Below are 15,281 nucleotides of genomic sequence, written 5' to 3' on the forward strand. Positions count from 1 at the left end.
AAATCGCGTAATAGGAGGATTATTCTATGTTCAAGAAGGTATTGGTTATTTCCGCGTTGACTATGGGCCTGCTGATTTCCGCCGGTCCGGCGAACGCCAGTCCCAAAGAGCAGCCGCTTAATGAGCAGACCGATGTGGTATGGATTAGCGGAAATGCAGTGGCACTTGTGGATCATGTGAATAATAAAGCAGATATCGTTGACATACATACAAACACTGCGATTACGATATCAGAGGACTCCAGCCGTATCCTGGACCTACAGGTGATGAGCAGTCCGCCGAAAATTGTACTTCTTAAACAAGGCAAAGGCACTAAAATTTCGAAATCTGTATTCTCCTCTGATGGACGTCTCCTCAGCAAAACGGATATCCCGCTTAAAACGGCAGGGGATCTCGGTGATTGCGAATGCAATTAAATAATGGATATTCCCGGAAGTGGTTTTGCTAACTTTGTTCATGAATCTGTAAGTCTGTAAGACAGTGTTCAAACCATTCTAGGCTGGAAGAAGTTTAAGGCGAAACATACGTGCCTTCCTGTGTCGTTCAGATGATTGAACAAGACTTCGAGGCTGCAAAAGGGTTCGCTCAAGTGCTACTGCTCTTGGAACGGCTGGATGCGTGTCACCCTGCGTCCAAACCCAGCATGCATCTGGTGACGAGAGCGAAATCAAATGTTGTCGCCTACGAGCGTCCCCTAACAAAAACCCGAGACCGTTCCATTGTGTGGCAGAGATGAACATGTTCAATTTCTTTGTCTAAATCTGTTATGGAGCCAAGGCTGTAACAGGAACTGCGCTTTGTGCTGATGTTACAAGAAAGTGGCTGCTCCATTTATGTCAGTACGGATTTGAGTCTGGCAGCCACGGACATCAAGCAGAAAAACGCTGATGTGGAGCGTGATTCGCTGGCTTCTTAAAGGTGTAGAAATTTTGACTGTCCAGTACTCATCCCACCCATCTTCGGAGCGGAAATCATATGAACGAGAGCACATTAGCAGAGGAGTCATATGTGGGAAGAGTCACTGTATAAAAGTAAATTCGTCCTTCGAGTGATTCTGCTGCAAAGAGAGTTACCCCCGACCTTATCCACATTTTATCCACAACATGATTAACATCTGATGGATACCGACAGAGTTCCTATTGTGAATAACACGAAATAGATGAATCCACGCCACAGAGGCTATGAATTCGCCTATTTAAGCTGAGCAAGACATAGCTTGCAGTTAGCATTTGCATTTATTGGTTAATAGCTTGCGGTTAACGAGTTGTGGTTGTGTTGTCCCCGTCAGCCCAGACGCCTGTGTCATGGTTCAGAATACGTTCGATCGGATATACCTTCCATACCGCCGTTACTACAGCCGAACACAAGACTGCTTTGAGCAGGTCCCCCGGAAGAAACGGCCACATTCCTGCCGTCAGTGCCTTGGCGAGTGAATCCATGCCAGTGGAATAGGCCAGCCATCCCACACCGCCCGGATAAACTAACAGTGCCCCGAAGATAAAGTTAGCGGCCAACAGCTTCACGAAGGTGTATTTGTCCTGCTTGATGCGTTCGGCGAAAAAGCCGATCAGCCAGGCCACTAACGGCCAGGAGAAGATATATCCGGCGGTAGGGCCAACCAGGACCGCTAATCCTCCACTTCCGCCCATCACCTGGAATCCGGCAGCAGCGAGTCCGATCACGATCAGTACAGCAAGCGCCCCGTAACGGGCCCCAAGGATCGAACCAGCCAGCATTACCGCGAGGGTCTGCATGGTGATGGGTACCGTGGAGAAGGGCAGCGAGATTTTCAAATAACTCAGAGCTATCATGACAGCGGCGAATAAGGCACTGAATATCAGGCCGCGGGTGGTCCATTTCTTCATGGCCGGGAGGTCCCCCCTTTTTTTAAAAATATAAGCAATTTATATGTTTCACGCTACAAATTATCCTTCTATTTCTCGCCAAAACGGTACCGTCCTTTAAAAGGACGGCAAAGCCGTTTCCACTTGGGATCACTATAACATCACCCTCCAGATACAGCAATCCTGAAATCTTTGTTATAATGGGTAGCAATTGTTGACTAGAGCTGGACGGAAAGCAGGCATGAGGATGATCAGGGCGCATAATGTAAGCTTGTCCGTGCGGGAGGGGCAGCATCGCCGTACGGTACTGCAAGGGATTAACATTCATATAGAGCCTGGGGAATGGGTAGCGCTCACTGGGGCCAACGGCTGCGGCAAAACCTCGCTAATCCGCTCCTTCAACGGACTGAACACCCCCTCCGGCGGCAGTCTGTCCGTGGCCGGACTGGACCTGCGCCTGCCGGAGAACCGGACAATAGTGAAGCAGCGGGTGCAGCTCGTATTTCAGAATCCCGAAGCGCAGACGGTAGGCTCCACCCCCTTCGAGGATATCGCCTTCGGGCTGGAGAACCGGGGATTGGAGCGGGGCCAGATGATTGCGCGAATCCATGAGATTCTACAGCAGGTAGGACTAAGCCATAAAGCGGAGGCAGAGGTATCTACGCTGTCCGGTGGAGAGCGCCAGCGTCTGGCGGTAGGCTGCTGCCTGGCACTGGAAGCCGAAATGATTATTTTCGATGAGGCTACCTCGATGCTGGACCCTGAGGGAAGATCGGATATTCTGGAGCTGGCCCAGGGGCTATGGCAGGCAGGGACTACCATCCTCTGGGTCACGCAGCGGATGGAGGAGCTGGCCGCAAGCCCGCGCATTGCGGTGCTGGGCAAGGGGCAATTGCTCTGTGACGGCAGCCCGCGCAGCCTGTTCTATACCTCGGAGCTGCCGGAGATCCTCGGCTGGCTTCCTTCTCCGGCCGTCCGGGTCGGGAAGCTGCTGCAGAAGCAGGGCTGGCCGCTTCACCTGCTGCCGCTGACCGGACAGGATCTGGAGGAGCTGCTATGAGAATTCGTACGGAGCATCTTTCCTTCTGCTATGAAGGCGGCAGGCCAGCGGTTCAGGATATCTCTCTGGATATTCCTACAGGTACACTCACTGTCCTCTGCGGAGTGAACGGGAGCGGTAAGTCTACGCTGCTCCGTCTGCTCGCGGGCCTTGCACAGCCCTCCTCCGGGCAGATACTTTACGATCACGGGAAGAAGACGGACTACAAGACTGCCGAAGCTGTGTCCATGGTATTCCAGCAGCCGGAGACTCAGCTGTTCGCGGGTACGGTACATAAGGATATCGAATACGGTCTGATGGAGCGCGGGGTGTCCAAGGAGAAGCGGACGGAGATCATCGCCAGCGCCCTGGCTAAGACCGGGCTGGCTTACGATGAATTCGCCGGGCGCTCTCCCTTTCTACTTAGCGGGGGCGAGAAGCGGCGCGTATGTATTGCGGGTGCCCTGGCCGTACAGCCGGGGCTCCTGATTCTGGATGAGCCGACCGCAGGGTTGGACCCGCAGGCAGCGCAGGCACTGCTCGAAATGGTGCAGGAGCTGCGCAGTAGCGGTCTGACCCTAATCATCGGCACCCATGATCTGGACGGCTTCTTGCCGATTGCTGACAAGGTCGTTGTGATGAAGCAGGGCTCTATCCATTATGACGGTCCTGCTCCGGCATTGACTGCTGATCCCAGCCTGCTGGCAGACGCCGGACTCACGCCCCCCGTCTATGCTTCTATGGGACGCAGAGCGGTGCAACATGGCCTGCTGGAAGCAGTCCCGGACAATCTGGAGGAGCTGCTGATAGGGCTGGAAAAGCACCCGCTGCCTATGCCGCAGACGGACAGGTGGCCAGCAGGCACCGGCGCCTCTGCCCGCAGCAGCGCCATGCCACCCGGCAACCAGAATACCAAGACCAGCGAACAACACAGTACGGAATACAGCTTAGAAGGCACCTGGAAGCGAGATAATTCTTCTCGATCCTCCAGAACAGAGAGGGCTCAGACGATAATCGGGCCTGGAAATCCAAGACAAGAACAGAACACCCCGCGCAGGTCCGGCTGGCAAGGACTCGATCCCCGGGCCAAATGGCTGGGGATGATTCTCGGCTCGCTGGCCCTGTTAGGGATGAACACTCTGCTCCCGCTGCTGCTTACCACCGGGCTGCTGGCCGGGCTCGCGGCTTCGGCTCACATCTCCTGGCGCCGGGCCTTCTGCTTCTTCCGCCCGTTCCTGCTGATGTTCCTGTTCCTCTGGCTCCTGTCCGGGCTTAGCTGGAGCTCTCCCGACTTCGCACTCGGGCCGCTCAGCTTCAGCTATGCAGGACTCGTGCGCGGGGGAATTAACGTGCTGCGCTTCCTGCTGTTAATTGCCCTGGGCTTCCTGTTCACCGAGACGACCACCGGAGCTCCCTTGCGCGAGGGTCTGGAATGGGGCATCGCTCCGCTGCGGACCCTGGGCATCCGCACCCGTAACTGGTCGCTTGCCGTATCCGTGACCCTGCAGTTCGTGCCGTGGATTCTCGGCAAGCTGGCCCAGCTGCAGCTTGCGCTGGGCTCACGCGGAAGACGCGCCCGCGGAGTGGCCCGCTGGTCCCCGAGGCAGATCGCCCTAATCATCGTGCCTCTGCTGATTCTTGTCCTGGGTATGGGCGACGAGCTGGCGACAGCCGTAGAATCGCGGGGGTACGATCCCGCCAAGCAGCGGACCCCCGTCTATCAGCTCCGCTGGAGCAGGCGTGATACGCTGGCAGCGCTAGGTATCCTGGCGGTTGCAGCCTTGCTGTGGTGGTTTATCCGGATTAGCTGATTTAAAAACTCCTCATATTCCCAATTTGGGAATATGAGGAGTTTTTTCTTAACATATTAAAGTTTAACCCTTATTTTAATACGTAACGGTAAATGTTCCAGTGAAGCTAGAGGATACATATATTCTATAATATCCAGGACCGCCCCAAATTTGGGCGGTTAAAGAATTTGATCCAATTATTTCACCTAGATCATAATAACTACCTGATTCACTTATAGCGTAAACTACAAAATTACCGCCATTAGGAGCATTAACACTCACTTTTACGGGCTTGGTCGTACTCAAAAATATTGGTGTAGTAGGATCCCCGACTGTTCCACTAATCGTCCACAGCGGTTTGAAAATTGCATTTAATTCTTGAACATCCTGTGCTCCTGATTGATTAGTATTCATAATGGAATCAGCAAAAGCGGCTTGAGCACCTAAAAGCATAGCAATAGCAGTAAGGCCTGAAAAGACTGATTTTTGAAGCTTATTCATTAATATACATCTCCTTCTATCAATCTATTTTTCCTAACAATAGAAATAATACATTATTTACCTTGTAAAATAAAGAGTTTAATTGTTAATTTTATGTGTGTATATAGAAAAATGGATATAGGAAAATTCTATATTGCTAAGAAATAGCGCTCCACATTAGCTTTGTCCTGCTTGAATTTAAATATTTTTTGATTTTGGATAAGTGTGGATTTTGAGCAAACAGGAAATAAACAGATTTGCGTAAATAAGAGGCAACGCTTGCTTTAGAGACTACGGCACAGGAAGGTCGTTCGCAGATAGCGGAAAAAAGACCCGAAGTCCAAACTGAAAACTTTAAGGATTGGAGTATCACTTGAATTGTTTTCTGGGTGCACTTCCTCTTTTCTCAAAGACCGGTTCAGCTTCAGCATGGACTTGCTTCAAGAGTGGTAATTGAAGGCTTGGGTGGCCTGCTTCGTTTCCGGAAACGTACATCCATTTTTGTAATGATAGCTGTACAAACGGGTGATATAGGTAGCTATCAGGCTCGCATTCGTAAAGACTAAAATGGAGTAGGAGTCCTGATTAACCACTAGGGTAATGACTTATATAAGCCCAGGCCCCAGAGGAGATCCAGGCACAGCAATCGAACCGTCTCTTCTTTGCCGTACAACGTAAAGGTTGTGGTTTGAAAATCAGCAGCACAAGTCGTGAACATCTCCCTCGGTTTGCGTGCCAGACCTTTTTTCGGTGGTCGGCCCCATCCTGGTCTTTTCGTAGAGGCGGTTCGTAGGCGACCGCGTTCGCTTTGGATTTGGTCACCAAGTGCATGAGAGTTTTGGAAGTGAGGTGGTAGGCAAACCAGCCGCTCCAAATTCCAAACAGGTAATAATCACCAATACAGAAGCAACAGCACTTTACCGAAACCTTTCGCGTTTCGAAGCCTTATTCAATCATTTTGACGACATGGGAGGGTATCTAGACTTTGCCCTTGGACTTTTTTTGGCCCAAAGATCCCGAATCACAGAAGTCACCCCAGTAAGTCGAAGCGCAACAGGAAGCCAACGAAGATAACGACAAACCACTCAAACGTCGCTTGTCTGGAGAAGCAATAACGGAAGGGTATTTGAGCTTAGAGGATAGCCAGTCGCCGGAAACAGGAGAAACTACTTCTTGTAACCCATGAGAACTGAAGGATAACAGACCACCGCAAGATTGGGTTGTCTTTTTTATGTTACGAGTTTTCAACAAGAAATTTTGACTGTTCGTATGGGCAAATGAGAGGGATAAATCTCATAGCTGGAGCTGGAAATGAGCCAGATGGGTAAATGAGTAATTGTTTGGGTTTATATAGAGTAATATATTTCTTTTTTCTGGATTATTTGTTGATGAAATGGGGGGGGCGAAAGCAGTGAGGTCGCAGAGGAATAGATGTGTTGGAGTACTAAAAGTAAAATGAGTGTACTTGAGGTTGGTTCCTTGATTTAAAGAACAAAAGTGAGCCTGCGAATGAAATAAGGAGCACTAGTGCCCTTGATTTCAACAAAAGTGAGCCAACGAAGAAATGAGGAACACTACTGCACTTGACTTCACTACTCGAGTCACTTCTCACCTATAAAAAAATGCCGCCCCCGTAATCAACAGGGACGGCATTCTTTGTGTCTACAAGCTCAATCCTCCGCGCAGGCATCGGCTGGCTTCGGCTCGGGCAGCGCCCAGACGGAGACGCTGCCGCCGTTCACCGGGAATACGGCCCAGCCGTCTTTGCCGATGGTGACGGACTCCCCGCGGTTATGGGTGAAATCCTCCCATACCTCTCCGCTGCGCGCTTCGCCCACGAACATCCGCTTCTCTCCGTTGTCTCCGTTGGAGATGACTACAGCGCAGCCGGAGCCTTCGATCTCCTGAACGCCGCGCCGGACCCAGCCGATAGTGTTCGGATGGTCGAAGTAATCGTCCTGCTCCCCGTAAGCTTTGGTGTAGCGTGCACAGAGCAGAGGATCGATGGCGTCCTTCTTGCCTTCCATCGGGGCCGGGCCGCCGATGCCGTAATAATCCCCGTAGAAGACCACGGGATATCCGTCGCGCCGCAGCAGAATCAAGGCGTAAGCACTTTGCTTGAACCAGTCGCCCACCCAGGATTCCAGCGCCTCATGAGGCTGGGAATCATGATTGTCGACGAAGGTGACAGCATTCGCGGGATGCGTCTGTACGAGCGTATCATCGAAGATATGCGTCAGGTCGAAATCCCGGCCTGCCAGTGCGGCGGAGTACAGCTTGTAATGAAGAGAGACATCGAATAGATCGATCTGGTAATCTACAGTGTTCAGGAATTCGCGGCAAGCTTCCAGATTGGAGTTCCAGAATTCACCGACGATGTAGAAGTCCTCGCCGCGCTTCTTTTTCATCTCCATGGCGAATTCCTTGATGAACTCGTGGTTGATATGCTTGATCGCATCCAGCCGGTATCCGCTGCATTGCAGCGTATCGACCAGCCACTTGCCCCAGTTCAACATCTCCTGCTTCACATCTGCATTGAGGTAATCAATGTTGGCGAACATCAGATAGTCATAGTTGCCGAATTCGGTATCCACATTCTCATTCCAGCCTTTATTCGTGCCGTCAATCCGGAAGACGCCGTTGCGGCCGTCCTTGGCATCGAAATCCGTTCCGTTGAAGTGGGTATGATTCCACTTGAAGCTGGAGTATTCATCCCCGCGTCCCGGGAAATCGAATTTAGTCCAGCCTTCAATCTCGAACGGCTCGGAGATATCCTTGGTGCGGTCGTTCGGGTCCACCTCAATGACCTCGAACACCTCCGTCTCATCCGCTCCGGCTTTATGGTTCATGACCAGATCCACATAGACCGCAATGCCGTTCTTCAGGCACTCGGCAATGGCATCGATCAGCTCTTGTTTGGTTCCGTATTTCGTGCGCACATCACCCTTTTGATCGAATTCACCGAGGTCATAGAGATCGTAGACTCCATAACCGGTATCTTCGGGCGAGACGGCCTTGGTCACAGGGGGAACCCATACCGAATCAATGCCAGCCGCCTTCAGCTCCGGGGCCATCTGGGCCAGCCGTTTCCAGTGTTCTCCGTCCGCCGCGACATGCCATTCAAAAAATTGCATCATAGTATGATTTCTCTTCATATAGGTAGGCCTCCTTTACATGGGTAAGACGACTCCGACAGTTATCTGATCTGGAGATTCTGGTAATACTGGCACTTCAGCAAGGAGTAGAAGAGATTTATGTAGACCTCTGTACATCAGTTGAATAAGTCCAGTTGGCGCGGGGCCAGCCCGCCGTCGATCCCAAGCAGCGATTGCAGCTCCTGAGCATTGGGAGTGGCATCCCCGGCAGAATTATTATTAAATACCACGTAAATATTCTTACAGGTCTGTTCAAGCTCCAGCAGCCGGTCCCGCCACTGCGTTAACTCTTCGGTGCTGTAGCGGTACAGATAGCGAAGCTTGCGCCAGTCCGGGTGGCTGCTCTGATTCCAGCCTGCAGTGTTGCGCCCATGCAGCCGCACGTAGGTGAGGTCCGGCCGGGTGGCGACAGGGACAATCGGGATGGAGCCGGAGCCTGCCTGCGGCTCGTCGGCTATCGTATGAATCCAGCCTTCCTGCTTCAGGAACCCGAGGGTCCGCTCACGCATCTCAGGGCTGTACCAGGAATCATTACGGAATTCGATGGCAGCGGGCACATCCAGCAGCCGCTCCTTCGCGTCACGCAGGAAATCCACGTTGTCTTTGGTGCAGTCGAACCAGGGCGGGAATTGAAACAGTGCCATCGCCAGCTTCCCCGCTGAGCGGACAGGAGCGATAGAGGTATGGAAGGCCCGGTACATCTCCTCCGGCGTATCGTAGTAATTCTTTTTCCCCCGCAGATGTCCGGTCATTCCCTGATAAGGCTTCACAATGAACTGGAACGCCTCCGGCGTCTGGTTGACCCATTTCTCGTAATTTCGGACCGGCTGAACCGCGTAGAAGGAGCTGTCAATTTCCACAATGGGAAAATGGGCGCTGTAGGCGGGCAGGCGGTCGGCAGGTTTGATTTTGCCGTACAGCTCCTCATGGTCTCCGAAGCCGGTCAGCCCGATCTTGATCATAGAACCCCCTCCATGTCGCATGAACCTGAATTCTGCCGAACGGATCGGCTAACTCTTATTAAACTGAAAACCCGCCTATGCAAACAACAGGAGAACAGGAATGACGGAAATCAGTCCAGGGACAGGAAAGAACTGGAGAAAAGGGGCTATGGAAGCTGGTATCACCAAAAGAGTAGGCGGATATACCCGGCGGGTGCCATTTATTCAAATATAAGAATTTTTGTTTCACGCTATAAATTATCCTTCTATTTCTCGCTGAAACGGTACCGTCCTTTGAAAGGACGGCGAAGCCGTTTCTACTTGTTATGCAGAGGGAAAGCGTGAGGTGACGCGCGGGGCAGGAAAAGATGGGCTTCTCCTCCATCACATGGGCTTGAAGCGGGTGATGGAGGAGACGCCATACAGATGAACGCTATTGCGGCCGTTACGCTTGGAGGAGTAGAGGGCATGGTCTGCTTCCGAGAGCAGCTCCTCCAGTGAGATCGAACGGCGGAAGGCTTCAGCCACGCCGAAGCTGGCTGTGATTTTAATTGTTCCTGTGAAGGTGGAGAAGGTGCTCTGCTCGATGTCCCTGCGGATACGCTCAGAGATCAGGGCTGCTTCCTTCAAGGGGGCTCCCGGCAGGCTTAAGACGAATTCTTCACCTCCGTACCGTCCGAAGACATCCCCCTCCCGGACATGCTGGCGGCATACGCTTACTACATGCTGTAAGGCCATATCCCCGTGATGGTGCCCGTAGTGGTCGTTAATGCTCTTGAAGAAATCGATATCTAGCAGGATGACCGAGAAGGGGGCGGCTGAGCCGGCAGCTTCCTGCAGCCGTTGCCGGCTCAGCTCCATGAAGTGGGTCCGGTTGTAGATGCCGGTCAGGCTGTCGATGGTGGCGAGCTGCAGCAGCTTTTCCTGGAGCAGGGTGCGTTCGGTAACATCAATCAGCATGATCATCCGCCCGGCAAGATGGCCGTCATGCTTCTGGACTGGAGAGGAACGGACCTGATAATAGCAGACTTCTCCGCCGGAATGCCATACCAGCTCCTGCTCCTCGCTGATCTGCGGATTGGAATTCATTACATAATCGACAGCTTCCTTGCCGGCAGGCAGGAAGAGCTGGGCCAGCGGGCGGCCGATGGCGGAGGCATCCAGATCCTCAAGCATCTCGGCAGCGGCCCGGTTATAATCCACCAGCTTGTCGGAGAGGTCCATGACCAGTACGCCGTCGCGCATGCTCTCGAACAGATTCTCGCGGGCAATCGGTGCGGCGGTCAGCATCCCTCTGGACAGAATGGCCCATATATACAGGGAGGAGGTTACGCTCATCACAACGGGTACAGGGTCTGTTCCGTATGGAGTCAGGTCCATCAGATAGAGGAAGGCCCCCAGCGCAGGCAGGAATTGTCCGACAAAAATAATCAGCATCTGCCGCAGATAAGCCCGCCGCATCCGCCCCCAGCGCCAGAGGATCAGGCACATACCGGCCAACATACAGCCGAAGGTCAGACTACCCTGCACGATATACCAGGGTCCCATGACGATATCCACCAGCGGTGCAGGCGCGCCTTCCCGGAAGTAGATAGCCTTATAGAACAGGTGATGGGAGTCGTTGGTCCAGACAAGCACCGTGGAGATCACGGGGACGGAGTAGAGGAGGACCAGCAGTTTTCGGGAGACTAGCTTCTCTAAGCCCACGAAGTGCATGATCATCAGCAGACTGGAGGGCGCGATGTACGGCATTCCGAGATACTCCAGCTTGATCCAGAACTTAATCTGTTCCATCGAGTTCCCCGAGAGCTCGAGCGCGAAGGCGAATGTGTATACCGCCGAGGCGGCGGAGCTGACGATGAATGCGCGCAGGCCCGAGAAGTCAGTCTTCCTGTAAAAAGCAAACAGGGCGAGCAAGGCGTTCAGCACACCGGAGATCGAAACGATAATAATGTAGTTGGAAATCAGAGATGCCATGGGGAGCGCCTCCATGAATTGAGATAAGCATTGGACATTGTGAATAGTCTCCTGGCTGAAACGTTACCGTCCTTGAGAGGACGGCAAAGCCGTTTCCACTTATAGTTACTTACTATTTTTATCGGCAATCAGCTCTATTATTTACACTGTAAGCGGCTCCCTAGACAAAGTGACGGAATTTCACAGTCTCAATGTTACGCTTTGTCTAATGTGGGATTCGCAGGCAACGTGTAACATGTTAATTAATCCTACATGAGATGAGGGAGAAGACGAGGGTTAAGATAATTATGTGATGTTAATTAACATTGAATAGATTCAGGGATGGAGGGGGACTGGAGATGTCACTAGTAGCAGCAAAAATTCCTGAAATACAGCTGGAGCATGTCGAAATGCGTTACCAGACGGAGACGGCAGATGTGCTGGCCCTGCATCAGGTAAGTCTCGATATTGCCAAGGGGGAGTTCGTCTCCCTGCTGGGTCCTTCCGGGTGCGGAAAGACTACTCTTCTGAGGCTGATGGCAGATCTTATAACACCAACGGCTGGAAATATCATGGTGGCAGGCAAAAATGCCAAGGAGGCCCGGCTGGCACAGAAATACGGTATCGTGTTCCAGAGTCCGGTGCTGTATGACTGGCGGAAGGTCAAGCATAATATTACACTGCCGCTGGAGCTGCTGGGCGTCAAGAAATCGATCCGTGAGGACAAAGCGCTGGAGCTGCTTGATCTCGTGGGCTTGCAGGGATTCGCCGATAAGTATCCCTGGCAGCTCAGCGGGGGGATGCAGCAGCGTGTAGCGATTGCCCGGGCGCTCTCCATGGAGCCGGAAATCCTGCTCATGGATGAACCGTTCTCGGCGCTGGATGAATTCACGCGCGAGCGGCTGAATGAAGAGCTGCTCTCCGTCTGGAGTAAGGTACAGAGCACGATTGTATTTGTTACCCACAGTATTCCCGAATCGATCTTCCTGTCGGACCGGGTGTTCGTCCTGTCTCCGCATCCGGGCAGGCTCTCGGCGGTTGTCGATATTCCGCTGCCCCGTCCGCGTACGGCGGACATGAGGAACCGTCCGGAGTTCTTCGAGCTGATTGCCCGTATCCGCGACAGCTTCGAAGGGGTGTAGTGATGAAGCTGAACCGTGCGTTAATGCGGAACCGCGCGCTACCGCTGTTTGTCTGGATCTGCGGTCTGCTGGTGCTGTGGGAGGCGGTCTCCTGGTGGCTGCTGCATGTGGCGAAGACGCCGCTGGCCCAGTCCAAGCTGCCTTATGTCCACGAGGTGGCGCTTACTCTGTGGCAGTACAGCGGCACCCTTCTCCGTGAAGGGGGAGCTACCTTCGGCAATGCCGGGGTGGGCTTCCTGATCGGAGCGCTCTCTGGAGTGCTGCTGGCCGTGCTGATGAGTCTCTCCCGGACGATAGAGCAGCTTGCCTTCCCGTATGCGGTTGCTTCGCAGATGATTCCAATTCTGGGGCTGGCGCCGATTATATACGGGATTGTGCGGGATGAGCAGCTGTCGCGGATCATCATCTCCGGCTATATCACCTTCTTCCCGGTGGCGCTGAATATGCTGCGCGGTCTGCGGAGTGTGGACCCCTCTGCCCTGGAGCTGATGCACTCTTATGCCGCTAAACCGTGGGCTGTATATTGGAAGCTGCGCTTCCCGGCAGCGCTGCCGGGGCTGTTCAGCGGGCTAAAGATTGCAGCGCCGCTGGCTGTAACGGGTGCAATTCTGGTTGAGCTCATGGGTGCGCAGCGCGGGATCGGGGTCATTATGCTCCGCAATCTCTATTACGGACCCTCCCATACGTATATGTTCTGGTCTACGGTACTGGTTGGTGCTCTGCTGGGCATGGCCAGCTATTGGCTGATGAGTCTGGTGGAACGTCTGGTAGCCCCCTGGCAGCCGGAATTCCGTCCCCAAGGAGGCAGCCGCTAATGGAAAGTAATACGGTTCGCGAATTCCCGTCATCTAACAACGTTATTGCGCCAGATACGGATCAAGGCGGAGATCCATGGAAATTCCTGAAATGGCTGAACCCCGGGTTCGTGCTGCCGCTGCTTGCCGGAGCTTTGTTCCTGCTGCTGTGGGAGCTCCAGATCTTTCACCGCATCTTCGATCTGAAGAAATATCAGCTCCCCTTGCCCTCCGCCATCGCTGAAGCGATGCGGGACAATCTCAGTCTGCTGCTCTCTTATACAGGGTATACCCTCACTGAAGCCGTTCTTGGTATGCTGATCGGCTCCGGCTGCGGCTTCCTGATTGCCTTGGCTGCTACGGCCTGGCCCCGCTGGGGCGGCGGCAGTCTCACGATGGTAGCTGCGCTCAATGCCGTGCCCATAGTGGCGCTTGCCCCTATCATGAACCTGTGGTTCGGTGACGGCATCGGCTCGCGGGCGGCAATTGTGACCGCGACCACGATGGCGGCTATGGCGATCAATGCCTACAAGGGCATGGCGGCTGTGGACCCGCTGGCGCTGGACCTGATGCATTCCTATGCGGCAGGCAAACGGGCGGTATTCCGCCATCTGCGGATTCAGAACAGTCTGCCTTATGTATTCACCGCCTTGAAGATCAACGCTACAGCGAGCATGATCGGGGCGATTGTCGGGGAGTTTTTCTTTTCCTCGCGGGGGCTGGGTTATCTGCTCTCGAATTCCATCAAGGTGGCGAAGATGCCGCTGGGCTGGGCCTGTATCGTGCTTGCCGCGGTTGCCGGAGTGATTTTTTACCTGGTCGTGGAGCGGCTGGAAAAGGTGTTTATCAAGTGGCACCCTTCCCGGCGTACGTAGTGTGTAATTCCTGCAAATAGCAACAAGAGCGCAATCATACTGTGTCAGGCCGTCTTACAAAAAAATGATGGGTAGGGGGAGTTGCTATGATGAAGGGAAAACAGGACAAAACTCGTGGAGGATTATGGCTTGCAGCGGCTCTAATGCTGATCTCACTGCTTGCGGGCTGCAGCGGCAACAACAACGCCAGTCCCTCCGGAGCAGAAGCGACTGCGGGGAATGCGGCGGCAGCTTCACCGGAAGCTGCGGTAACTACAGAACCGGCGGCTGAGCCGGTTACCGTGAAGCTGCAGCTCAAATGGGTGCCGCAGGCCCAGTTCGCAGGGTACTTCCTGGCGCAGGACAAAGGGTATTATGCGGCGGAGGGCCTGAAGGTCGAGATTCTGCCGGGCGGGCCGGATATCGTGCCTGAGCAGCAGGTGGCCGGCGGTTCGGCTGACATCGGGGTGGACTGGGTGGCGAGCCTGCTGACCAGCCAGGAGCAGGAGATGCCGCTGGTGCAGATCGCCCAGATCTTCCAGAAGAGCGGGCTGGTGCTGGTATCCAAGAAGGAGGCGGGCATCACTACACCGGCTGAGCTGAAGGGCAAGAAGGTGGGCAACTGGATGGGCGGCAATGAGTTTGAGCTTCTGGCGCTTTTTGATAAATACAAGCTGGATTCAGGCAAGGATCTGAACTTCACCAAGCAGGGCTTCACGATGGACCAGTTCCTCGGCGGTGAGCTGGATGCGGCCTCGGCCATGACCTATAACGAATATCAGGTGGTGCTGGAGTCAGGCATTAAGGCAGAGAACCTCAGTGTTATCGACATGAATGACGAAGGTGTGGCGATGCTCGAAGACAATCTGTTCGCCAATAAGGAGTGGCTGGAGGGCAACAAGGAGACGGCGGCCAAGTTCGTCCGCGCTTCTCTGAAGGGCTGGGCGGATGCGATTGCTGATCCCGAAGCGGCTGTGGACAGTGTGATGAAGCTTGCCGAAGCGGGCAGTACAACCCGGGAGCATCAGCTGACGATGATGACAGAGGTTGCCAAGCTGATCCAGCCGGAGGGCTTCGATGCTTCCAAGCTGGGCTATACGGATGCTGCCGCTTTCCAGCAGACTGCCGATATCGCGCTGAAATTCGGGGTCATCAAGACGGCTTCCAAGGTGGAGGAGGCTTACACGAACGAGATTGTGGAGATGGCGGCGAAATAACAGGCAACAGGATTCCTTCATAGCTGAAGCAGATGGCCGCCTGGTAAGGCGGTCATCTCTTCTAGGGTA

Annotated in this window: 12 protein-coding genes; 7 read left to right on the forward strand and 5 right to left on the reverse strand. The window is 53.7% G+C overall.

The window, feature by feature from the left end:
- Positions 1–26 precede the first annotated feature (26 nt).
- A complete protein-coding gene (locus tag MHH78_RS04450) occupies positions 27–416 on the forward strand; it encodes a hypothetical protein (RefSeq protein ID WP_341166709.1) in 390 nt (129 codons plus the stop codon).
- Between the two features lie 840 nt (positions 417–1,256).
- On the opposite strand, the gene MHH78_RS04455 is transcribed toward MHH78_RS04450, so the two are convergent.
- Complete coding sequence (locus MHH78_RS04455; protein WP_341166710.1) at positions 1,257–1,865, reverse strand: biotin transporter BioY; 609 nt, start codon at positions 1,863–1,865, stop codon at positions 1,257–1,259.
- Between the two features lie 226 nt (positions 1,866–2,091).
- Here MHH78_RS04455 and MHH78_RS04460 point away from each other — a divergent pair, with 226 nt between their 5' ends.
- Positions 2,092–2,904, forward strand: a complete 813-nt coding sequence (locus tag MHH78_RS04460) for an ATP-binding cassette domain-containing protein (protein ID WP_341166711.1) — start codon at positions 2,092–2,094, stop codon at positions 2,902–2,904.
- Positions 2,901–4,694, forward strand: coding sequence for an ATP-binding cassette domain-containing protein (locus tag MHH78_RS04465; RefSeq protein ID WP_341166712.1), 1,794 nt, complete (start codon positions 2,901–2,903; stop codon positions 4,692–4,694). The genes MHH78_RS04460 and MHH78_RS04465 overlap by 4 nt, the downstream gene beginning before the upstream one ends.
- Before the next feature lie 75 nt (positions 4,695–4,769).
- On the opposite strand, the gene MHH78_RS04470 is transcribed toward MHH78_RS04465, so the two are convergent.
- The 4 genes from MHH78_RS04470 to MHH78_RS04485 form a co-directional block, all read right to left on the reverse strand.
- Entirely contained in the window at positions 4,770–5,174 is a 405-nt protein-coding gene (locus MHH78_RS04470; RefSeq protein ID WP_341166713.1) for a hypothetical protein, read from the reverse strand.
- A gap of 1,649 nt (positions 5,175–6,823) precedes the next feature.
- Positions 6,824–8,308, reverse strand: a complete 1,485-nt coding sequence (locus MHH78_RS04475) for an alpha-amylase (protein WP_341166714.1) — start codon at positions 8,306–8,308, stop codon at positions 6,824–6,826.
- Between the two features lie 116 nt (positions 8,309–8,424).
- On the reverse strand, positions 8,425–9,270 hold the full coding sequence (locus MHH78_RS04480; protein ID WP_341166715.1) for a DUF72 domain-containing protein: 846 nt from the start codon (positions 9,268–9,270) through the stop codon (positions 8,425–8,427).
- Positions 9,271–9,633: 363 nt separating this feature from the next.
- A complete protein-coding gene (locus MHH78_RS04485) occupies positions 9,634–11,226 on the reverse strand; it encodes a histidine kinase N-terminal 7TM domain-containing diguanylate cyclase (RefSeq protein WP_341166716.1) in 1,593 nt (530 codons plus the stop codon).
- Between the two features lie 338 nt (positions 11,227–11,564).
- On the opposite strand from MHH78_RS04485, the gene MHH78_RS04490 reads away from it, so the two are divergent.
- The 4 genes from MHH78_RS04490 to MHH78_RS04505 all read left to right on the forward strand — a co-directional run bounded on the left by MHH78_RS04490 (position 11,565) and on the right by MHH78_RS04505 (position 15,212).
- The gene (locus MHH78_RS04490) at positions 11,565–12,347 is read left to right on the forward strand and encodes an ABC transporter ATP-binding protein (protein WP_076086420.1); all 783 of its coding nucleotides are present in this window, start codon (positions 11,565–11,567) and stop codon (positions 12,345–12,347) included.
- 2 nt (positions 12,348–12,349) lie between these two features.
- The gene (locus MHH78_RS04495) at positions 12,350–13,162 is read left to right on the forward strand and encodes an ABC transporter permease (RefSeq protein ID WP_340980633.1); all 813 of its coding nucleotides are present in this window, start codon (positions 12,350–12,352) and stop codon (positions 13,160–13,162) included.
- Complete coding sequence (locus MHH78_RS04500; protein WP_083685814.1) at positions 13,162–14,016, forward strand: ABC transporter permease subunit; 855 nt, start codon at positions 13,162–13,164, stop codon at positions 14,014–14,016. Before MHH78_RS04495 ends, MHH78_RS04500 begins: the two co-directional genes overlap by 1 nt.
- An 86-nt stretch (positions 14,017–14,102) precedes the next feature.
- Positions 14,103–15,212: an ABC transporter substrate-binding protein gene (locus MHH78_RS04505; RefSeq protein WP_341166717.1), complete on the forward strand. Its 1,110-nt coding sequence runs from the start codon at positions 14,103–14,105 to the stop codon at positions 15,210–15,212.
- Positions 15,213–15,281 lie beyond the last annotated feature (69 nt).

The sequence above is a fragment of the Paenibacillus sp. FSL H3-0333 genome (assembly GCF_038002805.1).
Classification (GTDB): Bacteria; Bacillota; Bacilli; order Paenibacillales; family Paenibacillaceae; genus Paenibacillus_AQ; species Paenibacillus_AQ silagei.